This window comes from Tessaracoccus bendigoensis DSM 12906, assembly GCF_900141915.1.
Lineage (GTDB): Bacteria > Actinomycetota > Actinomycetes > Propionibacteriales > Propionibacteriaceae > Arachnia > Arachnia bendigoensis.
In genome coordinates, this window is record NZ_FQZG01000041.1 from 1 (window position 1) to 25,948 (window position 25,948).

Genomic DNA, 25,948 nt, shown 5'->3' on the forward strand with positions numbered 1-25,948 from the left:
CAGAGGTATGGCGCGGGTACCAGGGGTATGACGCGTTACCTGGGGTGTTTCGCTGGTGTTGAGCGTTTTGGTTGGTGTCGGCGTCGGAGGGCTGGCGTTGAGCGTTTTGGTTGGTGTCGCGACTTTCCCTGGTGTCCACGTCGCGCGACGTCACCCAGCCAGGTATGTACCGCCGCGCACGACTTCGGCCCAATTCGAGTGGCGTCACCGCCCACTCTGGCAGGCTGGCTTCCAGCAGCAGATCCAACCCAGGGGGAAATCATGAAACTCGTCCGCGTCCTCGGCGTCAGCATCGCGCTGCTCGCCGCCTGGCTCACGCCTACCAGCGTCGCCCAGGCGGCACCGGATGTCTACGCCACGCCCGGGGTGCACCTGGTCAGCGGAAGGTACTGGAAGACACAGTGCGCCAACTACTCTCCAACCGTCATCCGCTGCACCACCGAGATCTACGCGACCAAGGTGTTCCAGTCGGGTGGCCGCTGGTACAAGCAGAACGACTTCGTGTTCAACAACCTCAGCTACCTGCCTTCACCGCGGTCACAGTGGGCATCGAACCCGATCGGCCGCACAGGCTCATGGACGGCCGCCGACGGCAGGAAGTGGCGCACCGAGTGCGACACGGCCTTGACCGGATACAACGCGTGCCGCAACTTCATCGTCGCGACGGTCGCCTCCGAGAAGGGTGGCGTCGTGACGCAGACCACCGGCGAGGTCTTCAACTCGATGGTGCGCTTCTCAAGTTCGACCATCCCGCCTGTGACCAGGATCCCGGCGGCTGCCCCCGCGCGCAACGACGTGCCGGCCCCCGGGCCGCGCATCGCGCTGACGGTGGCCAAGCCGTCGACCCCCGCGCCCTCGAACCCCGGCGGAGTGGCCGGGTCGGGGAAGAACTGCCCGGCCGGATACCCGGTCAAGGGCAACATCAGTGCCTCTGGTGAGCGCATCTACCACGTGCCCGGCGGCGCGTTCTACGACCGCACCGTGCCGGAGAGGTGCTTCGCCAGCGCCAGCGACGCGAGCAAGGCCGGATTCCGAGCCTCTCTGCGCTGAGCGTCATCCGGCAATCCGGCCCATCCCGAAGCTCGGTCACACGAGCCACCCAGGGGTGGGCCGGTCCCATGACCGGTCACCCCGGAGCAGTGGTTGGATGGGAGACATGTCTGCCAACCTCACCCAACTCGAAACCGCTGCCCGAGCTGCGGCGGTCGCCCTCCACGGATACCGGGTCGATGTCGACGTGCGCGATGCGGCCGACCCCGGCGTCCTCACCTTCCCGGTTGTCTCCGAGATCGAACTGACCGGCTCCGAAGACACCTGGGTCGACTTCATCGGCGCCTCGGTCGAGAGCGTCACGGTTGACGGCGAACCCCGCGAGGTTGCCTACGACGGCGCCCGCATCGCGCTGACGGGGCTGCCGGGGCGCCGCTGCGTCGTCCGTGTGCAGGCGACCGCGCTCTACTCGCGTACCGGCGAGGGGCTTCACCGATTTGTCGACCCGGTCGACGGCGAGACCTACCTCTATACCCAGTACGAGCCCGCCGACGCCCGGCGAGTCTTCCCGAACCTCGAGCAGCCCGACCTCCGCGCGCCCTTCACCTTCTCGCTCACCGGGCCGCAGCGATGGTGGCTCGGCTCGAACCAGCCGGAGGCATCCCGCGAAGTGATTGCCGACGGGGTCGTTCGAGTCGAGTTCGAGGCCACGAGGCCCCTGTCGACCTACATCACCTGCCTCTGTGCGGGGCCGTACCGCCGTGCCGTCGACACCTGGGAAGGCATGGAACTTGGTTTGCTGTGCCGCAGATCATTGGCGACCTACCTCGACGCCGACGAGCTGTTCCGGCTGACCCGTGAGGGCATGGCCTGGTTCACCACGAACTTCGGCCCCTATCCGTGGGGCACCAAGTACGACCAGATCTTTGTGCCGGAGTACAACCTCGGCGCCATGGAGAACCCCGGCCTGGTGACCTTCACCGAGGCGTACCTGTTCCGCTCGCCCGCCACCCCCGCGCAGCTGCAGGCAAGGGCGAACACGCTCGTGCACGAGATGAGCCACATGTGGTTCGGCGACCTGGTCACCTGTCGGTGGTGGGGCGACCTGTGGCTGAAGGAGAGTTTCGCCGAGTTCATGGGCAGCCACGTCTCCGTAGAGGCCAACGGGTTCGGTGACGGCTGGGTCAACTTCGCCACGGGCCGCAAGGTCGGCGCCTACCAGGCGGACTCGATGCCGACGACCCACCCGGTCGTCGCGCAGATCGACGACTTGGAGGCAGCCAAGACGAACTTCGACCGGATCACCTATTCCAAGGGGTCGGCGGCGCTGACGCAACTCGTCCACTACGTCGGGCTCGACACCTTCCTCGCCGGGGCGCGCCGCTACTTCGCCGCCCACGCCTTCGGATCTGCGACCCTGCAGGAGTTCGTCGCCGCTCTCGACGCCGAGACCGATCGGGACCTGAGCGGCTGGATCGGAGCCTGGCTGGAGACCTCCGGGCACGACACCCTCCGTCCGCTGATCTCTACCGACCCCGACGGCGTGATCGACCGACTCGCAGTCGAGCGGATCAGCCACGACGGCGCAAGTCGGCCGCACGCGACCACCGTCGGGAGCTACAGCCTGCGTGACGGTCGCCTCGAACTGGTGGCACGGCAGACGTTGGTGATCGACGGCGACACCACCGAGGTCGACGTCCTAGTCGGTGAGCCGCGACCCGACCTCGTCCTGGTCAACGACCTGGACCACACCTTCGCCTCGGTCGCCCTCGACGAACCCGGACGGGCCGTGCTGCTTGGGCACATCGGCGACCTGGAACCGCTCGGCAGGGCCGTGGCGTGGACGGCGTTGTGGACGGAGCTGCGCGCCGGGAAACTGACCGCAGCCCAGTTCGTCGGGGCGGTACTCGACGCCGGAGAGACCAAGAGTGGGCTGCTCTCGGCCGTCCTCGGCTGGGCGCTCACCGCCGTCACCCGCTACACGCCGGACAGCGAGGTCGACGTCCTCGGTGACCGGTGGCGCGACGGTGCCCGCCGGGCGCTGCTAACGGCCGAGGCTGGCTCGGCCGCGCAACTGCTGTGGGCGAAGGCCTACCTCAAGGCGGCCGCGTTCGCCGCCGAAGACGTCTCCTGGTTGCTTGCGGAAGGGGCGGTGCCAGGGTTGCAGACCTCGGTCGACCTGACCTGGCTGGCCTGGGAGACTCTGGCGACCCAGGGGGCGGCCACCGATGATGAGTTGGACGCCGTGCTGGCCACCGACGACACGGCCGCCGGTCGGGTCGCCCGGCTCCGATGCTGGGCCGCGCAGCCCGATCCGGAGGTCAAGGAGAAGGCCTGGCGACGCGCGCACGAGGTCGGCGGTGAAACCAACGATCACGTGGACGCACTGCTCGCAGGATTCAACGCGCTCGGGCAGGCCAGCCTGCGGGCCCCGTTCGCTGGACGGTACTTCGAGTCCCTGAACGAGACCTGGCATGTGCATCCCATCGAGATAGCTATGCGACTGGTGCGTGGAGGGTTCCCGGACGATCACGAAGCGGGTGCAAGCTGGCTCGCAGCCAACCCCTCGGCCCCGAGGACGCTGCGCAGGCTCGTGTTGGAGGGAGTCTACGAATCGCAGATCGCGGCCAAGGCCAAGGGGGCCGCGACACGGCGCCCTGGTCTACCGAATCTGGGGGACTGACGGGGCAAGACGCTGAGGCGTGGGCCCCGGGCTTGAGCGAATGCCGAAACCGGGGTCCTGACCAGATAGATTGTTCCCGTGGCAGACACAGTTGAGCATGCGTTTCAGACCCCCGATGTTGAGCAGCCATATGCGGCTCTCGGTGTGAAGGACGATGAGTACGCCAGGATCCGTGAGATCCTCGGCCGGCGGCCGACCTCGGCCGAACTGGCGATGTACTCGGTGATGTGGTCCGAGCACTGCTCCTACAAGTCCTCGAAGGTGCACCTGAAGAAGTTCGGGGCGCTGAGCCAGGAGACGCCCCGCGGTCCGCTGCTCGCAGGGATCGGCGAGAATGCCGGCGTCGTCGACATCGGCCGGGGCTATGCCGTCACGTTCAAGGCCGAGTCCCACAACCACCCCTCTTACGTCGAGCCCTACCAGGGCGCCGCGACAGGCGTCGGCGGCATCGTCCGCGACATCCTCGCGATGGGGGCCCGCCCCATCGGGGTGATGGATTCGCTGCGGTTCGGCCCTCTGCACGAGGCCGACACGCTGCGCGTGCTGCCGGGCGTCGTCGCGGGCGTCGGTGGGTACGGCAACTGCCTCGGCCTGCCGAACATCGGTGGCGAGGTCCAGTTCGACGCGTCCTATCTCGGCAACCCGCTCGTCAACGCGCTGTGCGTCGGGGTCCTCCGCCACGAGGACCTGCATCTCGCGCATGCCACCGGCGTCGGCAACCAGGTGATCCTGTTCGGCGCAGCCACCGGCGGAGACGGGATCGGTGGGGCATCGATCCTCGCCTCTGAGACGTTCGACGAGACCGGCCCGGCGAAGCGGCCCAGCGTGCAGGTCGGCGATCCGTTCATGGAGAAGCTCCTGATCGAATGCACGCTCGAACTGTTCCAGGCCGACATCATCTCCGGCATCCAGGACTTCGGCGCCGCAGGCATCTCCTGCGCCACCTCCGAGCTCGCCTCGGCGGGTGACGGTGGCATGTTCGTCAATCTTGACCTGGTCCCGCTGCGTGATCCGAACCTTGCGCCGGAAGAGATCCTGATGAGCGAGTCTCAGGAACGCATGATGGCGGTCGTCGAGCCCGCCAACGTCGCCAGGTTCATGGAGATCTGCGCCAAGTGGGACGTGCTGGCCACCGTCGTCGGGGAGGTCATAGAAGGCGACCGCCTGATCATCCAGTGGCACGGTGAGACCATCGTCGACGTCGACCCGAAGACAGTCGCCCACGAGGGCCCCGTCTACGAGCGCCCCTACCACCGCCCCGCCTGGCTCGACGATGTGCAAGCCGACCCTGCCGAGGCGCTGCCCCGCGACAACTCCACCGAGGGGTTGCGCGCCGCATTCTCGGCTGTGCTCTCGCACGGCAACGTTGCGGACAAGACGTGGGTCACCAGGCAGTACGACCGTTACGTCCGAGGCAACTCGGTCCTTGCGCAACCCGAGGATTCGGGCATGCTGCGCATCGACGAGGAGACCGGGCTGGGGATCGCGCTGTCCCTCGACGCCAACTCGCGCTTCTCCTATCTGGACCCTTACCTGGGCGCGCAGCTGTCGCTGGCCGAGTCGTACCGCAATGTCGCTGTGACGGGGGCGGAGCCGGTTGCCATCACTGACTGCCTCAACTTCGGTTCCCCCGAAGACCCGGAGGTGATGTGGCAGTTCGCCGAGGCGGTGGTCGGCTTGGTCGACGGTTGCCGCGAGCTGGGTGTGCCGGTCACCGGCGGCAACGTCAGCCTCTACAACCAGACGGCCTCCACCCCGATCCTGCCCAGCCCGACCGTTGGGGTGCTGGGTGTCATCGACGATGTCGCGACCAGGATTCGCAGCGGTTTCACGCACCCGGGCGACGCGATCTACCTGCTGGGCGAGACCGGTGAGGAGCTGTCCGGTTCGATCTGGGAGGCGGCCGTCGCAGACGGTCACCTCGGTGGTCTGCCGCCACGGGTCGATTTCGGAGCCGAGCGGGCCCTCGCAGGCCTGATGGGGGAGTGCGCCCGCGGGGGGATTCTCTCCTCGGCGCACGATCTCAGCGAAGGCGGGCTCGCGGTCGCGCTGGCCGAGTCTGCGTTCCGCAACGGCATCGGGTTCGCCGTCACCCTTCCTGACGCCGATCCGACGGTGGCGCTGTTCGCCGAGTCGGCGGCGCGCGCGTTGGTTTCGTTGCCGGGCAGCGCGGTGGCGCAGTTCGAAGCGCTGTGCGCCGACCGTGGAGTTCCCGCGGCACGGATCGGTGAGGTCACGGGCGAACCGGAACTGGAGTTCGTCGGGCTGTTGACGATCTCGTTGGAGGACGCCCGGTCGACCTGGCTCGCGCCGCTCCCCGCCGCTTTGGGCTGACCGGGCCTACCTCCGGCCCTGCCCGCGGGCCCGGAGGAGGGTCTCCAACTCGACGGCGAACTCCCAGGCCGCCTCGACGTCCTCCATGGTCGCACCCGGACGCTTGCCCGAGCCGTATTCCGTCGCGTTGCGTACCAAACGCAGCCATTCGAATCCGTCGGAGTCGAACCCTTTGAGCAACTTGCGTGCGGCCTGCGCCGTCGAGGAGTGGGACCCGGCGCTCTTGGCTCGGAAGCCGTGTTCGAGCAGCAGCGCGGTCAGTTCCTTGCGGATCGCATCGTAGGCCAGGGAGAAGGCGCCCGCCACGTCGGTGTGGCCGATCATCCGTGAGCTGGCAAGGTGGGCGGCCGCCTGTTTGTGCAGCAGCCGGGCCTGGTCGGGGTCCAGTGCGACCGTCTCGAGCCGTCGCTCCCGGATCAGGTCTGCCAGTTCGTCGCGCAGCATGGAATCAGACTATGCGAGTCAGGCCAGTTCGAGGGCGACCGTGGGGCCTTCCCGGACCGTGCGGCTGAAGCCTGTGGTCGGGGTGTTCCACTCGTCTAGGCTCAGCACCGCCACGTTGACGTCCATGCGGAGCGCTGCGGTCGCCTCGGCTTGGAGCCGGGCGGCCCTGCGGCGGGAGAGATCACCCACGAGCAGCAGGTCGACGTCGGATGGGAACGGCCCGGGCACGCCCAGGCGACGCGCCGCCCAGGAGCCGTACAGCAGCGCCTCATCCACCCCGCCGATGCCGCGCACGAGTTGCGGCAGGACCGCCTCGGGGCCGTAGGTCAGCGTCAGGAGTTCGGTGAGAGACGGGGCCAGGGGGTGCCGGGTGTTCGCGGCGACGAGGCGCGCCCGGCCGACCCGACGTTCGGTGATCAACCCGGCTGCGGACAATCTGCCGACCTCGGTGTGCACGGTCGTCAGGCTGGCGTCCAGAAGTCGGGCGAGATCGGAAAGGGTGCGGTCCTCGTCCGGGTGGAGGAAGATCTCGGCGAGCAGTTCGCCCTGCAGATCGGAACGCAGCAGCGGCGCGAGCATCGGGGGACGGGGCTTCACACAAGAAGAATACAACTTCGGCGGATCGGAAACTGTCAGTCGCCTGTGGGTGGCTCATCCGTGAAGTAGCGTGACCTGCATAGCTCTGGATCCGGGGGGTGAAGAGTCGTGGCCTTCATGGCCCACGTCGCCACGCCCTCGGGATGTCGGGTGAGGTGATCGTGACGGGCGAGAGCGCGGCCACGTTGACCTATTGATCGCATGGAGAGCGGGTGGGAGAATGCTTTCTTCCACGCGTAGGAGAACTGGAGGTTGGGGGCCTCGACGGCGCGCGGTGCAAGGGGGCGTTGGTTGATGACGACGGTGGATCTGGAAGTTGGCGCGGGTTCTCGCGGCTTCGGGGAGACTTTCACCGAGTTGCTGCAGGGGAGCACGACGAAGCGTCGATTGCTCCTCGCGATGGTGGACGGCGCCATGGTGGCGTTCGCCGCCCTGACGGCCTACCTCGTGCGCTTCGACTGGCCCAACGATGGAGATGCGCTGTCGCCCATCTGGCTGTTCGCCATCTTGCCGCTGACCTGGCTGGGGCTCTTGGCCGTGTTCGGCGCGTATGCGTTGCCGTCCCTGCACACCGGCATGGAAGAGTACCGCCGGGTTCTGGCCGCGTCCGTCACCCTGGCTGGGCTGATCGGCGTCGGCTGCTATCTCCTCGGCATCAGCCTTTCGCGGATGTTCTTCGTTGTGACGTTCCTGCTGGGAATCCCGCTCCTCTTGGCGGCGAGGCACCTCAGGCGTCGGCTGTTCAACAAGCTGCGGGCCAGAGGAGCCCTCACATCACCCGCGGTCGTGGTCGGCACACCCGACCATGTCGACTCGGTCACTCGGGTGCTGCGTAGAGAGAAGTGGCTCGGGTACCGGATCGTTGGCGCGCTCACTTCCTCGGGCGGCCAGGAGACACCCGGCGGGCTTCCGATCCTCGGAACCGTGGACGATGTCGCGACCCTCGCCAGACTGCTACCGCTGAAGGTGGTCATCTTCGCGGAAGGGTCGTTCTCTGACGCTCAGCAGTTCAAGCGGATGGCGTGGGAACTCGAACAGGTGGCGACCGAGATGATCGTCGTCCCCACGCTCAGTGACATCTCGGCAGGGCGCCTGGTCAGCCGTCCAGTCGGCGGACTCCCGCTCGTCCACGTCGAGAGGCCGCATGCTGTGGCCGCGTCCCGGTGGTACAAACGTCTCTTCGACATCGTCGGCTCGTCCCTGCTGCTGCTGGCCAGCGCCCCGATCATCGCCGCCGTCGCCGTGGCGATCAAGTTGGAGGACCGCGGCCCGGTCTTCTTCAAACAGACCAGGGTGGGACGTTGGGGTCAAGAGTTCGAGTGCTTCAAGATCCGTTCGATGGTGGTCGACGCCGAGGCCCGCAAGCAGGCCCTTGCCAGCGCCAACGAAGGGGCAGGGGTGCTGTTCAAGATCGCGCACGACCCGAGGATCACCCGCGTCGGTCGCTTCATCCGCCGATTCTCGATCGACGAACTGCCTCAGTTCCTGAACGTGCTCCTGGGCGAGATGAGCATGGTCGGCCCGCGGCCCGCCCTTCCCAGCGAGGTCGCCCGCTACGACCGCGACGCTGTCCGTCGCCTTGACGTGCGCCCTGGGTTGACCGGGCTGTGGCAGGTCTCCGGGCGCTCCGACCTCTCCTGGGAAGAGACAGTCCGGCTCGACGTGTACTACGTCGACAACTGGTCGATGTTGCAAGACGTCGTCATCATCGCTCGGACGGCGCGCGCCGTGTTCGGTTCGGCGGGGGCCTACTGAGGTGGTGAGACCGGAGGTTTAGTGTAGATGGCATGAGTCTCAACGATGCCGTCAACGAAGCCCTTCCCTCAGCGCTTGCGGACCTGAAGCGCCTCATCGCCATCCGGTCGATCTCCTCGCAGCCGGAACATGCCGACGACGTGCTGGCTACGGCGGATCTAGTGGTGGACCTTCTCAAGGGCCTCGGCTGCCCCGAGGTCCGGTTCATGGAGGCGGGTGGAGGCAACCCCGCGGTGTTCGGGCACTTCCCCGCACCGGAAGGGCAGCCGACGGTGTTGCTGTATGCGCACTACGACGTCCAGCCCACCGGCGATCCGGGCCAGTGGACCTCGCCCGCATTCGCGGCGGTCGAACGTGACGGTCGGCTCTACGCGCGTGGGTCCGCAGACGACAAGGGTGGAATCGCCGTGCACCTGGGGGCGCTCCGGGCGTTCAACGGCAAGCCTCCGGTCGGCGTCAAGATCTTCATCGAGGGCGAGGAGGAGATCGGCTCACCCAGCATGTCCGCGCTGCTGTCAAGGTTCGGAGCCGACCTGGCCTCCGACGTGTTCGTGATCGCGGACGCCGTGAACTGGAAGGTGGGAGAACCCGCACTCACCTCTACACTGCGTGGGCTCGTCGACGCCGTCGTCACGGTGTCCACCCTGGAGACGGGGCTCCACTCCGGCCAGTTCGGTGGTGTCGTCCCCGATGCCCTCACCGCGCTGTGCAGGCTGCTGGCCACGCTGCACGATGAGCGTGGCAACGTCGCGATCGAGGGGCTGCTGAGTGCGCCGGATCCCGACGTCGAGTACGACGAGGACCGGCTGAGGGAAGAGACCGGAATCCTCGACGGCGTCGAATGGATCGGCGAGGGCATGGCGTCGGCCAGGATGTGGACCAAGCCGTCGGCCTCGGTGCTCGCGATCGACGCCACCCCGGTCAAGGACGCCTCCAACACGCTGGTGCCGACCGCCCGGGCGAAGGTCAGCGTCCGCATCGCCCCCGGGGACGATGTCGCCAGCGCTGCGGCCGCGCTCAAGGCCCACCTGCTGAAGAACGCCCCGTGGGGGGCGAAGGTCACGGTCGAGGCCGGGCAGGGGGGAGCAGGCACGCTCATCGATCTCAGCGGAGACAAGGCCGAGGCGGCGATGGACGCATTCAGGGAGGCATTCGGCGTCGACGCGGTCAAGATCGGTACCGGCGGATCGATCCCGATCGTCGCTGAGTTCGCGGAACTCAACCCCGACGCGGTATTCCTGCTGACGGCCGTGGTCGACCCGACGTCACGCATGCACGGCATCGACGAGTCGCTCGACCTGGGCGATCTGGCGAAGGCGACACTCGCGGAGGCGTTGTTGCTGCAGAACCTGTCGCGCAAAGGCTGAGTAAAGATCGAGGTGGTCGGCGTATTCGGCCACCGAGCGGTGGTGAGTCGCTACGGTGAAGCCATGGTGCGAATCGAGAGGGATTCCCTCGGTGAACTGACAATCCCCGATGGCGTCTACTGGGGTGTCAACACCGCCCGCGCGATGGAGAACTTCCGGATCAGCCGACGTGAGATCAGCGTGTATCCGGACCTCCTGGTCGCCTATGCGCAGGTCAAGCAGGCCGCGGCCCGGGCCAACCACGAGATCGGGATCCTGGACGAGGAGCGTGCCACCCTGATCGACCGCGCGGCCCAGGACATCATCGACGGTCGGCTGCACAACCAGTTCGTGGTCGGCGTGATCCAAGGCGGCGCGGGCACGTCGACCAACATGAACGTCAACGAGGTCATCGCCAACCGGGGCCTCGAGTTGGCAGGTCGACCGTTCGGGGACTACGCGTTCCTCTCGCCGCTCGACCACGTCAACCGGTCGCAGTCGACAAACGACACCTACCCCAGCGCGGTCAAGCTCAGCCTCGTCTACTCGCTGCTCAGGGTCATGGAGGAGTTGCGCCTCCTGCGCAACTCCTTCGCGACGAAGGGCCGTGAGTTCCGCGAGGTGCTGAAGGTCGGGCGCACCCAGCTGCAGGACGCCGTCCCCATGACGCTCGGCCAGGAGTTCTGGGGGTTCTCCACCTCTATCGGCCAGGACATCGACCGGATCGAGGACGTGCGGCAACTCCTTTGGACCCTGAATCTCGGGGCCACCGCGATCGGGACCGGGATCACCGCCCCGCCCGAGTACGCCCCGGCCGTGCTGCGCCACCTGCGCGCCATCACCGGGCTGGAACAGCTCGCCAACGCCACCGACCTGATTGAGGCGACCAGCGACACCGGGGTGTTCATCTCGGTGTCGTCCGTCCTCAAACGCGCCGCCATGCGGCTCTCGAAGATCTGCAACGATCTGCGGCTGCTGAGTTCAGGGCCGCAGTTGGGCCTCGGAGAGATCAATCTTCCCGCCGTGCAGGCCGGGAGTTCGATCATGCCGGGCAAGGTGAACCCGGTGATCCCGGAGGCGGTCAACCAGGTCGCGTTCATCATCGCCGGGGCCGATCTGACCGTGTCGATGGCATCCGAGGCCGGTCAGCTGCAACTCAATGCCTTCGAGCCGGTGATGGCGCACGTGCTCCTGCAGAACGCGACCTGGCTCAGGCGTGCCGCCCGCACCTTGCGCATTCATTGTGTCGATGACATCACCGCCAACAGTGAGCGGCTCCGGCAGAATGTGGACGCATCCGTCGGTGTGGTTACGGCGCTGACGCCTCGCATCGGGTATGCGGCCGCCGCCAACTTGGCCAAGAGGGCCCTGCACGAGGGTGAATCGATCCGAGCCCTGGTCTTGGATGAGGACCTGATGGGGGCCGATGAACTCGAGGTGATGCTCGATCCCGCCTCGCTGTCGGGGGGGCTGTTTGACACCGGCCCGCTGCCGGCCCTCACGCCGGAGGCAATCGCCAAGGTTGAGGCAGCCCTCGACGAGGCAGACAAGGGCGATCACGCCTGAGCCATAGGCCGCCCGGCCCTCCGGTGTCAGCTGGCGAGATCCTGCTCGATCATCGACGCGATCCGTTCAACGGCGGCAGCGTTCTCGGAGGCGACGGTCACCTCCGCGCCCAACTCGGCACCCAGCGTCATGATGAGAAGGGACGAAGAGGCATCGACCGAGCTGCCTGCCCTGAACAGGGTGATCTCATCCTCGTATTCGCAGGCCGCAGTCGCGATCATCGTCGCCGGGCGCGCGTGCAGCCCGATGCGCGAACCCACGAAGACGGTCCTGGTGGCCATGGTGTGCTCCTCACTCGCCGTCGGGCTTCACTGCCCTGCGGCTCGACACCAGCATAGTCGCGGGATAAAGGCGTTCCGAAAACCGACGCTGGCCGCAGTCAGCGCGCGGGTCCTGTGGACTGGCGGATGACCAGATCTGGATGGAAGAGCATCTCGGTGGGGTCGGTCTCCAGCCCGCGTACCGAGGCCAGAAGCACGTCGATGGCGGCCTTGCACATGGCGGTGACAGGCTGCCGGACCGTGGTCAGCGCCGGGTCGGTGAACGCCATGAGGGGCGAATCGTCATAGCCGATCACGGAGAGGTCCCGCGGCACCCTGAGCCCGCGGACACGCGCCTCCCGGATGGCGCCGAGGGCCATGATGTCCGACCCGCAGACGATCGCGGTGTGCCCGGCGTCGAGCAGGCGGTTTGCGGCGGCCTGGCCACCCTCGACGCTGTAGATGGTCGAGACGACGCTGGCCGGGTCGAGCCCCTGCGCGAGGAACGCGTCGGTCTTGCGTCTGGTGGATTGGTAGCGCTGCTGCCCGACCGCCAGGCCGATTCGCGTGTGACCGAGGGAGCGCAGGTGGGCCACCGATGAGCTGATCGCCTCCGCATCGGAAGTGGAGAAGAAGGCTCCGTCGACCCGTTCGTCGTAGCCGTTGATGAATACCGCCGGTACCCCGGCTGCGATCAGGCGTTGATAGTGCTCGGGGGTGGCCAGCGTGTCGGCGAGGCTCCCCGAGACGGAGATCAGACCGGAGACCTCGATGCCAAGGAGCGTGTCGAGATACTGCTCTTCGGTCAGGCCGCCCGGCCCGGATGAGCAGAGGAACATGTGCTGGCCGGCTGCGGCTAGTTGCAGCGAGAGCTCGTTTCCGAACGCCGCAAAGGTGGGGTTTCCCAGTTCGGGGACCATGACGGCGATCAGGTTGCCGTGGCCGCCCTGGTCCGGCGGCGGGCCGAGCGACTCCATCACCGCCATCACGCTTGCGCGGGTTGCCTCTGCGACGCCGGGCTTTCCGTTGAAGACGCGTGAAACCGTAGCGGTGGACACACCCGCGAGTTGGGCGATGTCAGACATTGTCAGGCGTCCGGGGGGCACGGCGTCTCCTCTCCGATGAGTGCTGGCGGGTGGTGTCAGGCCATGCTTGCAGACCGACGACCCCCGTTGCAAGCATTTTTGCAGAATGTGGTTCGTCTGTTGCGTTCCGAGTCAAAGTCGGGCTCTGGCTGGATGGTTGACTCGGGCGTTGTGGCTTGCGATCCGGCGCTGAAGCCACGTCGAGACGTTATAAAATTGTTGTGCAAGAAGCTTGCAAGAATGGTGGATCCAGTTACGATGAGGCTATCCGGGTTGGCACCGACGCGACCCGATCACACCAAGGAGAAGCACATGCGCAAGAGCCTCATTGCCGTTGCTGCAGCCGGGCTGACGTTGTCCCTGGCCGCGTGCAGTGGTGGCACCACCCCGGGCGCCACGAGCTCGCCCAGCGGCGATGTCAGCAGCCCGGCGGCCTCCGCGCCCGCCGGGTCCGGAACGGTGACCATCTGGGTCGACGAGACCCGGGTCGAAACCTTCAACACCATCGGTGAGGGTTTCACGGCGGCCACCGGCGTCACCCTCGACGTCGTGCAGAAGCCCACCGGCGACATCAAGACCGACTTCATCGCCCAGGCGCCGACCGGTGAAGGGCCAGACCTGATCGTCGGTGCACATGACTGGGTCGGGGATCTCCAGGCCAACGGTGTCATCGCGCCGGTCGAGCTGGGCGACAAGGTCAGCGGATTCAACGAACTCGCAATTCAGGGGTTCACCTACGACGGGCAGCTGTTCGGCGTTCCCTACGCCATCGAGAACATCGCGCTTGTGCGCAACAACGGCATGGTCTCCGACACCCCCGCAACGTTCGACGAACTGATCGCGCAGGGCAAGGCCGTCGAAGGTGCGCAGTTCCCGATCGTCATCCAGCAGGGCGACGCGGGCGACGCCTACCACCTCTACCCGATTCAGACCTCGTTCGGGGCGCCGGTCTTCAAGACCGACGCGTCAGGCGCCTACACCGCCGAACTCGGCATGGGCGGTCCCGAGGGCCTCGCGTTCGCCAACTACCTGAAGAAGCTGGCCGACGAGAAGGTCGTCTCCGTCTCCCTCGGCGGCGATCAGGCCAAGCAGGCCTTCATCGACCAGAAGACGCCGTACATGATCACCGGCCCGTGGAACATCGCCGACTTCGAGGCCGCGGGGATCGACGTCTCCGTCCTGGCCGTCCCGTCGGCCGGTGGCCAGCCTTCCGCCCCGTTCCTCGGAGTCCAGGGCGTCTACCTGTCGTCGCAGTCCGAGAATGCCCTGGTCGCCAACCAGTTCCTGGATTACATGGCCAGCAAGGAAGCACAGGACAAGCTGTACGAACTGGGCGGCCGCACCCCGGCCCTGACGGAGTCCGCAGACGCCGTCGACGACCCGATCCTCGCCGGTTTCGCCGAGGCAGGCAAGGAAGGCCAGCCGATGCCCGCGCTCCCCGAGATGGGCGCCGTTTGGACCTTCTGGGGTAGCGCGCAGGTGAGCATCATCACCGGGGCGGCCGCGCCTGAGGCGGCCTGGACCGAGATGATCGCCAACATCGAATCGAAGTTCTGACCAAACGGTCGAACCCTGTCTAGTCTGGGGGCCGGGGCTTGGGGGTCCCGGCCCCCGGTCATCGCATTGGAGCGAAGGAATGACTTGTGAGCAGCACCTCAACTGAGACGCCGAGACGCGTCTCTCACGCGCGGGACTTCACCCGCCCGGGCTTCTACGTGAAGCTCGTCCTGATGATGCTGGTGAATGCCTTCGGGCTCTACGGCATCATGGCCTCGTTCGGGCAGGAGAAGTGGGCCTTGCTCGCCTTCCTTGCCGTGACCCTCGTCGTGGTCGACTTCGTGTACTTCTCGAAGCGCGCGATCCCCGCCAAGTACCTGCTTCCCGGTCTGATCTTCCTGATCCTGTTCCAGGTCTACGTGATGGCCAACACGGCCTACGTGGCCTTCACGAACTACGGCGACGGGCACAACGACGCCAAGGGGCCGGCGATCACCCAGATCATGAAGACGGCCGACCGCCGCGTCGAGGGAACCTCCACCTTCCCGGTGACCGTGCTCGACCGCAACGGCGAGATCGCGTTTGCCATCGTCGAGGACGGCGAGCCCAGGATCGGTGACGCGGAGACCCCGCTCGAGTCGGCCGGGAACGCCGTGGTCGACGGCGAGCGTGTCGTCGAGGTGCCCGGCGCCGACGTGCTGAACCTCGGCCAGATTCAGCAGCGGCAGAAGGAGGTCCTCGACCTCCGAGTGTCGATGACAGACGACCCCAACGATGGATGGCTGCGGACGGACAACGCGACCATGGCCTTCGTCGCCAAGTCACTGCTCACCTACGATGCCCAGGCCGACACTTTCACCAACCAGGACGGCAAGGTGTTCCATGCCGACGGCGAGCGCGGGCTGTTCGTCGCGGAGGACGGCTCGACGCTGACTCCCGGCTGGAAGGTGGTCGTCGGGTTCGAGAACTTCCAGAGAATGTTCACGGACTCCCGGCTGAGTGGGCCATTCATGAGTTCCCTGGTGTGGACCTTCGCGTTCGCGATCCTTTCGGTACTGACGACCTTCGCGCTCGGGCTGATCCTCGCGGTGGTGTTCAACGACCCCCGGGTGAAGGGGCGCACGTTCTACAGGGCCATGTTCATCCTGCCGTACGCGTTCCCCGGATTCCTCGCGGCCCTGGTCTGGCGAGGCCTGCTGAACCGGGACTTCGGGTTCATCAACCAGGTTCTCCTGGGAGGGGTCGACGTCAACTGGCTGGGGGACGGGAACTTAGCGAAACTGTCGATCATCCTGGTCAACCTCTGGCTCGGGTTCCCATACATGTTCCTGGTCACCACGGGTGCGCTCCAATCGATCCCCGGTGAGCTGACGGAGGCCGCCGTGGTGGACGGCGCCGGGCCACTCAGGCGCTTCTTCTCGATTACGCTGCCGTTGCTGCTCGTCTCCGTCGCGCCGTTGCTGATCTCCAGCTTCGCCTTCAACTTCAACAACTTCTCGCTGATCTTCATGCTCACCGGCGGCGGACCCAACTATCCGGGCACGCCTGCTCCTATCGGTGAGACCGACATCCTGATCTCAATGGTCTACGCCATCGCCTTCGAGGGTGGCAACAAGCAGTACGGGCTCGCCGCCGCGATGTCCATCACGATCTTCTTCGTGGTCGGCCTCGTGTCGTGGCTGGGCTTCCGCCAGACGCGCAAGCTAGAGGAGATCATGTAATGACCGCCAAACTGGCAAATGGTGACAACGACGTGCGGCTGCGCGGGGGCCGCTGGTGGGCGCAGGTCGGGTGGAAGCATGTCTTCGCCCTACTGATGATCGTCTACTGCGTCTTCCCGTTGCTCTACGTCCTCTCAGCCTCGCTGAACCCGACCGGAACGCTGACCGGCTCGGTGAACCTGTTCAGCGCCTTCACCGCAGATCATTACGCGGAACTGATGGCCAGCGACTTCCCCAAGTGGATGCTCAACTCGTTCATCGTGAGCACGAGCACCGCCGTCGGCACCGTCGTGATGGCTGCGGCCGCGGCCTATGCCTTCAGCCGGTTCCGGTTCAAGGGCCGTCGCGGCGGGCTTACCGCCCTGCTGATCATCCAGATGTTCCCGCAGATGCTCGCGTTCGTGGCGATCTTCCTGCTGGTGCTGACGCTCGGCAAGGTGTTCCCGTTCCTCGGCATCGGGTCCAACATCACCCTGATCTGCGTCTATCTAGGTGGCGCGCTGGGGGCGAACACGTTCCTGATGTACGGGTTCTTCAACACCATCCCCATGGAGATCGACGAGGCCGCCCAGATCGACGGCGCCACGCACGCCCAGATCTTCTGGGGCATCGTGATGCGGCTGGTTACGCCGATCCTCGCGGTCGTCGGCCTCCTGAGTTTCGTCGGCTCCTACGGGGAGTTCATCCTGGCGCGGATCATCCTGGCAAGGCCCGAGAACTACACGCTGGCGGTTGGCCTCTACGTGTGGGGCTCGGATGAACGCAACGCGCCATGGGCGCTGTTCGCCGCCGGTGCCGTGGTGGCGGCGATCCCGATCATCCTGCTGTTCATGTACCTGCAGAAGTACATCGTCTCCGGGCTCACCGCGGGGGGCGTCAAGGGGTAGTCGAGTCTCACCGAAGCCAACGGATTCATGCGGGTTGGTCTCGGTCGACTCGTTGGAACACTGCGAACGCGCCGTCCCTCACGGGGCACACCTGCCGCCCGCCGGTCTCCGAGTCAGGCCGTCCGGGCGGCAGGCACGTGCTCGGTGAAGGTCGCTCGGCACACGACCGGGCCGACTTCGAGGTCGTCGGTGACCAGGTCGGAGCCGCTCTGGGCCAGGTAGCCATCCAGGAATCCCTTGTGCATCGCGCACACCAGCGGCAGCTGCTCAGGCGTGACCATGGTTCGGAACGGACAGCGCGTGAAGCTCAGTTCGCCGTCCTCGTGTGTCGTGCCGAAGCCACGCTCACCGAGATGGACGGCGAGCCCGCCGAGATCCGGGTCGGGCTCTTCCTCCTGAGACGCCACCGCGCTGCCCCAAGAGCGACCCGCCTGCTCGGAGAGCGGGAACGCGTCCCTGGCCGGTTCGACAAACGATGAGATCAGGACCTGAACCAGTTCGGTCAGGTGCAGGTTGCCGATGGTCGGGGCTTCACTGGTCGCGGTGAACACCAACGGGGGGCGACCCTGGCTGCCGGTCGCGCCCACCTCTCGTCTGGCGAAACCTGACTCGACGAGCGCATCCAGATGAAAGCGCGCGGAGTTCTTGTGCAGGCCGAGTTCCTCGGCAACGTCGATGACGGAACGCGGTTCTGTTGCGGCCTGAAGAAACGCCAGCACTCGTGTCCGAGTGGGCCCCAAGCCGTGCGGGGTGCTGGTCATACTTGACATTGTGTCACCGGCCGAGGATCGTGCCTGCCCCGGGGTGGCGCAGACGGGTAGGGTGGTCACTGTGCAGTTTACCCAATTGGTTGATGCTTATGGGAGGGTCGCCTCCGACCTGCGCGTCTCCCTGACCGATCGGTGCAACCTGCGCTGCACCTACTGCATGCCCGCAGACGGGCTGAAGTGGCTCGCGACTGAAGAGACCCTCACGGATGCGGAGGTCCTTCGAGTCGTCCGCATCGCGGTCGAAAGCCTCGGAGTCACCCGCATCAGATTCACCGGCGGAGAACCACTGCTGCGACCCGGCCTCGAGGGGATCGTCGCCGGAGCCGCGACCCTGCAGGGCCGACACGGGCGGCCCGAGTTGGCGCTCACCACCAACGCGCTGGGGCTCGACAAGCGGATCGACGCCCTCGCTGCCGCGGGGCTCGACCGCGTCAACATCTCCCTCGATTCGCTGGACCCGGTGAGGTATGCGCGACTCGCTCGGCGTGACCGGCTCGCCGATGTGCTCAAGAGCATCCGTGCCGTCGAGGCGGCGGGTCTCAGGCCCATCAAGGTCAACTCGGTCATCATGCGCGGCCAGAACGAGTGTGACGTCGTGGCGCTTGCGCAGTTCTGTCTGGAACGCGGCTACGAGCTGCGTTTCATCGAGCAGATGCCGCTCGGTCCGAAGGGTGAGTGGGACCGCTCGCTCATGGTGACGGCGACCGAGATCCTCGACCAACTCCGGGGCCGCTACCGGTTGAGCGCCCTGGAGGAGCCGAGGGGGGCGGCTCCCGCAGAGCTTTGGGCGGTCGCCCCGGATGAGAACCAACCAGGCGGACGGGTCGGTGTCATCGCCTCGGTGACGAACCCGTTCTGCGGAGCCTGCGACCGCACCCGCATCACGTCGGATGGTCAGGTGCGCACCTGCCTGTTCTCCCAGCGCGAGACCGATCTGAGGACGGTGCTGCGCTCCGGCGGCAGCGACGACGACCTGGTGGCCGCCTGGGTAGGCGCCCATCGAGGCAAGGCCAAGGCGCACGGGATCGACGAGGCCGGGTTCGTCCAACCGACCCGTACCATGAGCGCCATCGGTGGCTGACAGATCGAAATGAGAGGAAGCTGGATGAGGGTCAGATTCTTTGCTGGAGCGGCCGAGGCCGCCGGCGTCGATGAACTCGTTGTGGCCGATGCAGGGCAGACGGGTCACGACCTCGTCACGGTGCTGGCGGAGGGGAACCAACGGCTCGGGGAGGTGCTCCGGGTGAGTTCCCTGCTGGCAGACGGCGCCCGCGTGGCCGACCTTTCCGCCCCGCTCGGGGTGGTCGATCGGGTCGATGTACTTCCCCCGTTCGCGGGAGGGTAGCGGTGGCGCGGGCCTGGGGCATCCTGCTCGGCGGTGGACGGTCGGCCCGGATGGGCCACGACAAACTCGCCCTCACCCGTGACGGTCAGACCCTCGCCGCCATCGGGGTGACGGCGCTGCTCGGCGTCGCCGAACACGTGGTGGTCTCCTCGCCCGAGCGGTCGGAGCTCGTCTCGCGTCGCGTCAGCTTCGCGTTGGAGGATCCGCCGTTCGGGGGGCCCGTCGCTGGGATCGCGGCGGCCCTCGACGTGTTGGCCGAAGCGGACGCGGATGACGACCTCTATCTACTGGCGGGCGATCTAGCCAGCCCCGAGCGGGTGGTCGCAACCCTCGCCGGAGCTCCGCGCGGTGTCGACGGGACAGTTCTCCTCGACCACGAAGGGTGGCCCCAGTATCTGGCAGGCAGATACCGGCTCGGCTCGCTGCGCTCGGCGCTGGGTGGTGAGGTGCGGGACCGTTCTGTACGCAGCGTCTTCGGGGCGCTCGACCTGGCCTCGGTGCAGGCGGCCGAGAGTGTAACGGCCGACGTCGACACCCCGGCCCAGGCCAGGGGCGCCGGGCTGCTCTGAGGGGCGACGGCGACGACACGCGGGCTTTAACGTTCACATTCGCGGTCTGACAAGCGAGATTGTGCCAAATAGTTGGTTTATTCCAAGTTAATCTGACAAAACGTAGTAAACCTGAAAAGCTTGGCCCCATGAGTACTGATTCCGTGCGCATCGACGGGCCGGCGTCCGAGGCCCTCCTCAAGCTCGGCCGCTTCTTCTCGAAGTGGGACGAGAGCGACGACGGCCGTGCCGTCTTCCGGCAGGGTGGCCGCGCGGGCGACGTGTTCTACCGTGACCGCTGGAGCCATGACAAGGTGGTTCGCTCCACGCACGGCGTCAACTGCACCGGGTCCTGCTCCTGGAAGGTCTACGTCAAGGACGGGATCATCACCTGGGAGTCGCAGCAGACCGACTACCCGTCCACCGGCCCCGACCGGCCCGAATACGAACCCCGCGGCTGCCCCCGCGGTGCCGCGTTCTCCTGGTACACCTACTCGCCGACCCGGGTGCGCTACCCGTACGGCCGCGGTGTGCTGATCGAGATGTACCGCGAGGCCAAGAAGCGCCTCGGCGACCCCGTCGAGGCCTTCCGGGAGATCTCGACCGACCCCGTCAAGCGGCGCCGCTACCAGCAGGCCCGCGGCAAGGGCGGCCTGGTGCGCATCTCGTGGGACGAGGCGATCGAGATCGCCGCGGCGTCCTACGTCAACACCATCAAGTTCTACGGCCCCGACCGCTGCGTCTCGTTCTCCCCGATCCCTGCGATGAGCATGGTCAGCCACGCGATCGGCACCCGCTTCACGCACCTCATCGGCGGCGCGATGACCAGCTTCTACGACTGGTATGCCGACCTTCCGGTGGCCAGCCCGCAGGTCTTCGGCGACCAGACCGACGTCCCCGAATCGGGTGACTGGTGGGATGCCACCTACCTGATGATGTGGGGCTCGAACGTGCCCGTCACCCGGACCCCCGACGCGCACTGGATGGCGGAGGTGCGCTACCGCGGCACCAAGGTCGTCACCGTCAGCCCCGACTACGCAGACAACGTCAAGTTCGCCGACGAGTGGCTGCCAGCGCAGGCCGGCACCGACGCCGCGCTCGCGATGGCGATGGGGCACGTGATCTTGAAGGAGAACTTCGTAGACCGGAAGGTCGACTACTTCGACTCCTACGTCAAGCAGTACACCGATCTCGGCATGCTGATCACGCTCGTCGAGCATCCCGACGGCCATGGCCTGACGGCGGGCAAGTTCGTCACCGCCGCCGACCTCCCCGAATACGCGAGTCTCACCGACGCCGCGTTCAAGACCGTGATGTGGGACAAGGCAACGGGCAGCACCGCCGTCCCCAACGGGTCCATGGGCTTCCGCTATGCCGAGGATGGCGCCGGACAGTGGAACCTCGACCTCGGTGACATCCAGCCGAGCCTCACCTTCATCGACGACCAATCCGCCGAGGGGGTCGAGGTCGCGCTGCCGTGCTTTGAGGACCCCAGGGGCGAGGGCTCGATCGTGCGGCGCGGCGTGCCAGCCAGGCGTGTCGGCGATCTGCTCGTGACCACCGTCTTCGACCTGATGCTCGCCCAGTACGGCGTCGGCCGCGACGGCCTGCCCGGCACGTGGGCGAAGGACTACGACGACGTCGACTCGCCCTACACCCCGGCCTGGCAGGCGGAGATCACCTCCGTGCCGGCCGAGGCCTGCATCCGCACCGCGCGCCAGTTCGCCAGCAACTCGGAAGAGTCGAAGGGGCGCACGATGATCATCATCGGCGCGGGCATCTGCCACTGGTTCCATGCCGACGTCACCTACCGCGCCATCATCGCGCTGCTCATGATGACCGGCTGCATCGGCAAGAACGGCGGCGGTTGGGCCCACTACGTCGGCCAGGAGAAGTGCCGCCCCATGACGGGGTGGTTCAACATGGCCAACGCCACCGACTGGCAGCGCCCGCCGCGCACGATGATCGGCACCGCCTACTGGTACATGCACACCGACCAGTGGCGCACCGACGGCTTCTCGGCGGACTCGGTCAAGTCGCCACTTTCGACCGGCCACCTCGACGGCATGCACACCGCCGACGCGCTAGCCCAGTCGAACCGGCTCGGCTGGATGCCCTTCTATCCACAGTTCGACGCTAACCCGCTCGACCTGGCAGACGAGGCGAAGGCCGCGGTCGCCCGCGGTGAGGCTGAGAGCGTGCAGGGCTACGTCGCTGGCAAGGTCAAGAGCGGTGAGCTGAAGAGCTCCATGGAGGACATCGACGCGCCGCAGAACTGGCCGCGCACCATGATCCTCTGGCGCTCGAACCTGTTCGGCTCCTCGGCAAAGGGCAACGAGTACTTCCTCAAGCACCTGCTCGGCACCCACAACAACGTGATGCCCAACCTGCACGGGGCAGACGTGCGGCCCGTGGACGTGAAGTGGCACGACGAGGCGCCCGAGGGCAAGCTCGACCTGCTGATGACGGCCGATTTCCGCATGACCAGCTCGACGCTGCTCAGCGACATCGTGTTCCCCGCGGCCACCTGGTACGAGAAGCACGACCTGTCCAGCACCGACATGCACCCCTTCGTGCACGCGTTCTCGCCGGCCATCGACCCGCCGTGGGAGGCCAGGACCGACTACGAACTGTTCACCGAACTCGCGCACAAGCTGTCCCAGCTGGCCAAGGGCCGCCTCGACACGCGCTCCGACCTGGTCGCCGTCGCGCTGCAGCACGACACCCCCGGCCAGATCAAGCAGCCAGGCGGCGTGGTGCGCGACTGGAAGGGCACCGACATCCCGGCCGTCCCCGGCCAAAACATGCCGGTGCTCGCGGTCGTAGAGCGCGACTACACGGCCATCGCAGACAAGCTCGCCTCCGTCGGCCCGCTGGCCGACAAGCTGGGGTTCACCGTCAAGAACATCACCTACGACGTCAAGCACGCGGTGGCCAGGCTCGGCCAGCTGCACGGCGTCTTCCCGAGCGGCGCTGCCGAGGGTCGCCCCGCGATCAACACCGACCAGCGGCTTGCCGAGGCGATCCTGATGTTCTCCGGCACCACCAACGGGGAGCTCGCCACCCAAGGCTTCCACGACCTGGAGAAGAAGACCGGGCGCAAGTTGGCCGACCTCGCCGAGGGCTCGGAGGAGAAGCTCATCACCTTCGTGGCTACCCAGCAGGCCCCGCAGCCGGTGATCACCTCACCCGAGTGGTCCGGCTCCGAGAAGGGCGGGCGGCGCTACGCGGCCTTCACCATCAACACCGAGCGGCTCAAGCCGTGGCACACCCTCTCGGGCAGGATGCACTTCTTCCTCGATCACGACTGGATGATCGACGCGGGCGAGCAACTGCCGACGTTCCGGCCACCGCTGGACATGAGTAGGGCATATGGCGAACCCGAGCTCGGGCCGTCGGGGGAGAAGACGATCACGCTGCGCTACCTGACGGTGCATAACAAGTGGTCGATCCACTCCGAGTACCAGGACAACCTGTTCATGCTCTCGCTCGGCCGTGGCGGCCCGCAGGCCTGGCTGAGCGTCGCCGACGCGCACTCGATCGGCGCGGCCGACAACGACTGGATCGAGCTGACCAACGCCAACGGCGTGTTCGTGGCCCGCGCCGTCGTCACCTCCAAGCTGCCCGACGGCATCTGTTACGTGCAGCACGCGCAGGAACGCACCATCGACGTGCCAAAGTCGGAGGCCACCGGCAAGCGCGGCGGCATCCACAACTCGGTCACCCGCATCCTGCTGAAACCCACCCACCTGATCGGCGGCTACGCCCACCAGGCCTACGCCTTCAACTACATCGGTCCCACCGGCGTTCAGCGGGACATAGTCTCGACGGTGCGCCGTCGCTCCCAGGAGGTTCAGTACTGATGGCGAAACAACGTCGAGTCATGGCCCAGGTGGCCATGGTGATGAACCTGGACAAGTGCATCGGCTGCCACACGTGTTCGGTCACCTGCAAGCAGGCCTGGACCAACCGGGCAGGCACCGAATACGTCTGGTTCAACAACGTCGAGACCCGCCCTGGCCAGGGCTATCCCCGCACCTACGAGGACCAGGAGAGGTGGCAGGGCGGATGGGTGCGGACCAGGTCGGGTCGACTCAAGCTGCGCTCCGGTGGCCGGTTCAAGAAGTTGCTCTCGATCTTCGCCTCCCCGGTGCAGCCGGGGATGGACGACTACTACGAACCTTGGACCTACGACTACGAGACCCTCACCAACGCGCCGCTCGGTGACGACTTCCCCGTCGCCCGGCCGAAGTCGCTGGTCACCGGCCAGGACATGGCGATCGGCGCCTCGGCGAACTGGGACGACGCCCTCGGCGGGGTGTCCGCAACCGAGGCGGGCGACCCGATCCTGAAGAAGCTGCGCGAGGAGGCCAACCAGCAGATCAAGCTGGAGTACGAGAAGAGCTTCATGTTTTTCGTGCCCCGAATCTGTGAGCACTGCCTCAACCCGTCGTGCATGGCATCATGCCCCTCCGGTGCGATCTACAAGCGCTCCGAGGACGGCATCGTGCTGGTCGACCAGGACAAGTGCCGCGGCTGGCGCCAGTGCATCACGGGTTGCCCCTACAAGAAGATCTACTTCAACCACCGCACCGGCAAGGCCGAGAAGTGCCACTTCTGCTACCCGCGGCTCGAGGTCGGCCTCCCGACGGTGTGCTCCGAGACCTGCGTCGGCCGACTGCGCTACATCGGCATCATCCTCTACGACCCCGACCAGGTCACCAAGGCTGCCTTGGCCGACGACCAGGACCTCTACGAGGCGCAGCTGGACCTTATGCTCGACCCGAACGACCCGCAGGTGGTCGCCGACGCCAAGGTCAACGGGATTCCTGCCGACTGGATCGCAGCCGCGCAGCGGTCGCCGGTTTACGCGCTGATCAAGCACTTCAAGGTGGCGCTTCCACTGCATCCCGAATACCGCACCATGCCGATGGTCTGGTACATCCCGCCGCTGTCCCCGGTGGTCGACCTGCTCAGCTCGCAGGGCCACGACGCGGAGGCCGGGGGCAACCTGTTCGGCGCCATCGATGCGCTGCGGATCCCGCTCGAGTACCTGGCCGAGCTGTTCACGGCCGGCGACGTCGAGGCGGTGAGGCTCGTGCTGCAGAAGCTAGCCGCGATGCGCTCCTACATGCGCGACGTCACGATGGGGCGCGAGCGCGACGAGCAACTGGCCGCGGCCGTCGGCATGACGGGCCACGCCATGGAACAGATGTACCGGCTGCTGGCGATCGCCAAGTACGACGACCGCTACGTAATCCCGAAGGCCCACCGGGAGCAGGCGCACAATCTCGAGGAGATGGCCTGCTCGGTCAACTTCGACGAGGACCCCAGCCTCTCCGCGCCGCTCGGCGAGTCGTCTGGTCGGCTGGTGCCGGTGGCCATCGAGTCGTTCGCCGCCGTCAAGGCAAAGCGTGACGCCGAGGAGCGCGACATGGCGGGCCAGGCGTGATGGCCATCAAGCTGCCTGCTCCGCCGCCTAACCGCGACCGCGTGCTCTACGCCGCGGCCGCCGTCGCGCTGTCCTACCCGGACGACGAGGTCCTCGCCCGCCTACCGCTGGTCGAGGAGGCGCTCGCCGAGGTCGGGCTGCTCGCCCCGTTCGAGGCCGTGCTCACCCATCTGAGGTCGATGCCGGTGATGGAGGCGCAGGCCTGGCACGTGCAGGAGTTCGACCTGTCGCGCAGGCACGCCCTGCACCTGACCTACTGGACCGACGGCGACACCCGCCGTCGCGGCGAGGTGCTGGCCGCGATCAAGCAGACCTACCGCGACTCCGGCCTGCTGGTCGACCTCGACGGTGAACTGCCTGATTACCTGCCGATGGTGCTCGAGTTCGCCGCCAACGGCGCACCGGCGCTAGGCGTCGCGCTGCTCAACACCTACCGGGCCTCGCTTGAGCTGTTGCGGCTCGGCCTCGTCAAGGACAAGCTGCCGCACGCCGACGTAGTCGCCGCAGTATGCGAGAGCCTCGGAGGGCCTTCGCCGCAGACCCGCGCCGAGGTCCAGGAACTCCTTGGGGGCCGTCCGAGCGAGCTCGTCGGGTTGGAGCCCTTCATCAACACCACCCCGTTCCCCGTTCCCGGCCAGCAGTTGGCCGACGTCACGCAAGGAGGCTGA

General features: G+C 66.8%; 20 protein-coding genes. 15 read left to right on the forward strand and 5 right to left on the reverse strand.

Annotated elements, in window-relative coordinates; translation table 11 throughout:
- The first annotated feature begins 261 nt into the window (after positions 1–261).
- From BUC15_RS11385 to purL, 3 genes are all read left to right on the forward strand, one after another.
- The gene (locus tag BUC15_RS11385) at positions 262–1,050 is read left to right on the forward strand and encodes a sunset domain-containing protein (protein ID WP_073188338.1); all 789 of its coding nucleotides are present in this window, start codon (positions 262–264) and stop codon (positions 1,048–1,050) included.
- A 106-nt stretch (positions 1,051–1,156) separates the two neighbouring features.
- A complete protein-coding gene (gene pepN / locus BUC15_RS11390) occupies positions 1,157–3,673 on the forward strand; it encodes an aminopeptidase N (protein ID WP_073188341.1) in 2,517 nt (838 codons plus the stop codon).
- Between the two features lie 78 nt (positions 3,674–3,751).
- Positions 3,752–6,007: a phosphoribosylformylglycinamidine synthase subunit PurL gene (purL, locus tag BUC15_RS11395; protein ID WP_073188343.1), complete on the forward strand. Its 2,256-nt coding sequence runs from the start codon at positions 3,752–3,754 to the stop codon at positions 6,005–6,007.
- Between the two features lie 6 nt (positions 6,008–6,013).
- Here the strand turns inward: purL and BUC15_RS11400 are convergent, their stop codons facing one another.
- Positions 6,014–6,451 carry a hypothetical protein gene (locus BUC15_RS11400; protein ID WP_073188345.1) on the reverse strand — a complete coding sequence of 146 codons (438 nt, stop codon included), beginning with the start codon at positions 6,449–6,451 and terminating at the stop codon, positions 6,014–6,016.
- 18 nt (positions 6,452–6,469) lie between these two features.
- Positions 6,470–7,048 (reverse strand): helix-turn-helix domain-containing protein, encoded by a 579-nt coding sequence (locus tag BUC15_RS11405; RefSeq protein ID WP_139280230.1) that lies wholly within the window; start codon positions 7,046–7,048, stop codon positions 6,470–6,472.
- 294 nt (positions 7,049–7,342) lie between these two features.
- Here BUC15_RS11405 and BUC15_RS11410 point away from each other — a divergent pair, with 294 nt between their 5' ends.
- The 3 genes from BUC15_RS11410 to BUC15_RS11420 all read left to right on the forward strand — a co-directional run bounded on the left by BUC15_RS11410 (position 7,343) and on the right by BUC15_RS11420 (position 11,715).
- Positions 7,343–8,803 carry a sugar transferase gene (locus BUC15_RS11410; RefSeq protein WP_084189536.1) on the forward strand — a complete coding sequence of 487 codons (1,461 nt, stop codon included), beginning with the start codon at positions 7,343–7,345 and terminating at the stop codon, positions 8,801–8,803.
- A gap of 32 nt (positions 8,804–8,835) precedes the next feature.
- Positions 8,836–10,170 carry a dipeptidase gene (locus BUC15_RS11415; protein ID WP_073188349.1) on the forward strand — a complete coding sequence of 445 codons (1,335 nt, stop codon included), beginning with the start codon at positions 8,836–8,838 and terminating at the stop codon, positions 10,168–10,170.
- Positions 10,171–10,233: 63 nt separating this feature from the next.
- A complete protein-coding gene (locus BUC15_RS11420; RefSeq protein ID WP_073188399.1) occupies positions 10,234–11,715 on the forward strand; it encodes an aspartate ammonia-lyase in 1,482 nt (493 codons plus the stop codon).
- A gap of 26 nt (positions 11,716–11,741) precedes the next feature.
- Here BUC15_RS11420 and BUC15_RS11425 read toward each other — a convergent pair whose 3' ends face one another.
- Both BUC15_RS11425 and BUC15_RS11430 read right to left on the reverse strand, forming a co-directional pair.
- The gene (locus BUC15_RS11425; RefSeq protein WP_073188351.1) at positions 11,742–11,996 is read right to left on the reverse strand and encodes an HPr family phosphocarrier protein; all 255 of its coding nucleotides are present in this window, start codon (positions 11,994–11,996) and stop codon (positions 11,742–11,744) included.
- 98 nt (positions 11,997–12,094) lie between these two features.
- Positions 12,095–13,081, reverse strand: a complete 987-nt coding sequence (locus BUC15_RS11430; protein ID WP_245787965.1) for a LacI family DNA-binding transcriptional regulator — start codon at positions 13,079–13,081, stop codon at positions 12,095–12,097.
- Positions 13,082–13,372: 291 nt separating this feature from the next.
- Here BUC15_RS11430 and BUC15_RS11435 point away from each other — a divergent pair, with 291 nt between their 5' ends.
- The 3 genes from BUC15_RS11435 to BUC15_RS11445 all read left to right on the forward strand — a co-directional run bounded on the left by BUC15_RS11435 (position 13,373) and on the right by BUC15_RS11445 (position 17,165).
- Positions 13,373–14,617: a sugar ABC transporter substrate-binding protein gene (locus BUC15_RS11435; RefSeq protein ID WP_073188355.1), complete on the forward strand. Its 1,245-nt coding sequence runs from the start codon at positions 13,373–13,375 to the stop codon at positions 14,615–14,617.
- 86 nt (positions 14,618–14,703) lie between these two features.
- A complete protein-coding gene (locus tag BUC15_RS11440; RefSeq protein ID WP_073188357.1) occupies positions 14,704–16,278 on the forward strand; it encodes an ABC transporter permease subunit in 1,575 nt (524 codons plus the stop codon).
- On the forward strand, positions 16,278–17,165 hold the full coding sequence (locus BUC15_RS11445; RefSeq protein ID WP_073188359.1) for a sugar ABC transporter permease: 888 nt from the start codon (positions 16,278–16,280) through the stop codon (positions 17,163–17,165). Before BUC15_RS11440 ends, BUC15_RS11445 begins: the two co-directional genes overlap by 1 nt.
- Positions 17,166–17,278: 113 nt before the next feature.
- On the opposite strand, the gene BUC15_RS11450 is transcribed toward BUC15_RS11445, so the two are convergent.
- Positions 17,279–17,926 carry a helix-turn-helix transcriptional regulator gene (locus tag BUC15_RS11450; protein WP_175558311.1) on the reverse strand — a complete coding sequence of 216 codons (648 nt, stop codon included), beginning with the start codon at positions 17,924–17,926 and terminating at the stop codon, positions 17,279–17,281.
- Between the two features lie 7 nt (positions 17,927–17,933).
- Here BUC15_RS11450 and moaA point away from each other — a divergent pair, with 7 nt between their 5' ends.
- The 6 genes from moaA to narJ all read left to right on the forward strand — a co-directional run bounded on the left by moaA (position 17,934) and on the right by narJ (position 25,948).
- Positions 17,934–19,016, forward strand: a complete 1,083-nt coding sequence (gene moaA / locus BUC15_RS11455) for a GTP 3',8-cyclase MoaA (RefSeq protein WP_084189543.1) — start codon at positions 17,934–17,936, stop codon at positions 19,014–19,016.
- A gap of 24 nt (positions 19,017–19,040) precedes the next feature.
- Complete coding sequence (locus BUC15_RS11460) at positions 19,041–19,280, forward strand: MoaD/ThiS family protein (protein ID WP_084189537.1); 240 nt, start codon at positions 19,041–19,043, stop codon at positions 19,278–19,280.
- Positions 19,281–19,282: 2 nt separating this feature from the next.
- Positions 19,283–19,849 carry a molybdenum cofactor guanylyltransferase gene (gene mobA, locus BUC15_RS11465; RefSeq protein ID WP_084189538.1) on the forward strand — a complete coding sequence of 189 codons (567 nt, stop codon included), beginning with the start codon at positions 19,283–19,285 and terminating at the stop codon, positions 19,847–19,849.
- 128 nt (positions 19,850–19,977) lie between these two features.
- A complete protein-coding gene (locus tag BUC15_RS11470; RefSeq protein ID WP_073188366.1) occupies positions 19,978–23,691 on the forward strand; it encodes a nitrate reductase subunit alpha in 3,714 nt (1,237 codons plus the stop codon).
- A complete protein-coding gene (gene narH, locus BUC15_RS11475; protein WP_073188368.1) occupies positions 23,691–25,280 on the forward strand; it encodes a nitrate reductase subunit beta in 1,590 nt (529 codons plus the stop codon). Before BUC15_RS11470 ends, narH begins: the two co-directional genes overlap by 1 nt.
- Entirely contained in the window at positions 25,280–25,948 is a 669-nt protein-coding gene (narJ, locus tag BUC15_RS11480; protein WP_073188370.1) for a nitrate reductase molybdenum cofactor assembly chaperone, read from the forward strand. Before narH ends, narJ begins: the two co-directional genes overlap by 1 nt.

Coding starts and splice junctions, on each gene's coding strand:
- BUC15_RS11385 (WP_073188338.1), top strand. CDS start 262: ATGAAACTCGTCCGCGTCCTCGGCGTCAGCATCGCGCTGCTCGCCGCC.
- pepN (WP_073188341.1), top strand. CDS start 1,157: ATGTCTGCCAACCTCACCCAACTCGAAACCGCTGCCCGAGCTGCGGCG.
- BUC15_RS11400 (WP_073188345.1), bottom strand. CDS start 6,451: ATGCTGCGCGACGAACTGGCAGACCTGATCCGGGAGCGACGGCTCGAG.
- BUC15_RS11410 (WP_084189536.1), top strand. CDS start 7,343: ATGACGACGGTGGATCTGGAAGTTGGCGCGGGTTCTCGCGGCTTCGGG.
- BUC15_RS11415 (WP_073188349.1), top strand. CDS start 8,836: ATGAGTCTCAACGATGCCGTCAACGAAGCCCTTCCCTCAGCGCTTGCG.
- BUC15_RS11420 (WP_073188399.1), top strand. CDS start 10,234: ATGGTGCGAATCGAGAGGGATTCCCTCGGTGAACTGACAATCCCCGAT.
- BUC15_RS11425 (WP_073188351.1), bottom strand. CDS start 11,996: ATGGCCACCAGGACCGTCTTCGTGGGTTCGCGCATCGGGCTGCACGCG.
- BUC15_RS11435 (WP_073188355.1), top strand. CDS start 13,373: ATGCGCAAGAGCCTCATTGCCGTTGCTGCAGCCGGGCTGACGTTGTCC.
- BUC15_RS11445 (WP_073188359.1), top strand. CDS start 16,278: ATGACCGCCAAACTGGCAAATGGTGACAACGACGTGCGGCTGCGCGGG.
- BUC15_RS11450 (WP_175558311.1), bottom strand. CDS start 17,926: ATGACCAGCACCCCGCACGGCTTGGGGCCCACTCGGACACGAGTGCTG.
- BUC15_RS11460 (WP_084189537.1), top strand. CDS start 19,041: ATGAGGGTCAGATTCTTTGCTGGAGCGGCCGAGGCCGCCGGCGTCGAT.
- BUC15_RS11470 (WP_073188366.1), top strand. CDS start 19,978: ATGAGTACTGATTCCGTGCGCATCGACGGGCCGGCGTCCGAGGCCCTC.
- narH (WP_073188368.1), top strand. CDS start 23,691: ATGGCGAAACAACGTCGAGTCATGGCCCAGGTGGCCATGGTGATGAAC.
- narJ (WP_073188370.1), top strand. CDS start 25,280: ATGGCCATCAAGCTGCCTGCTCCGCCGCCTAACCGCGACCGCGTGCTC.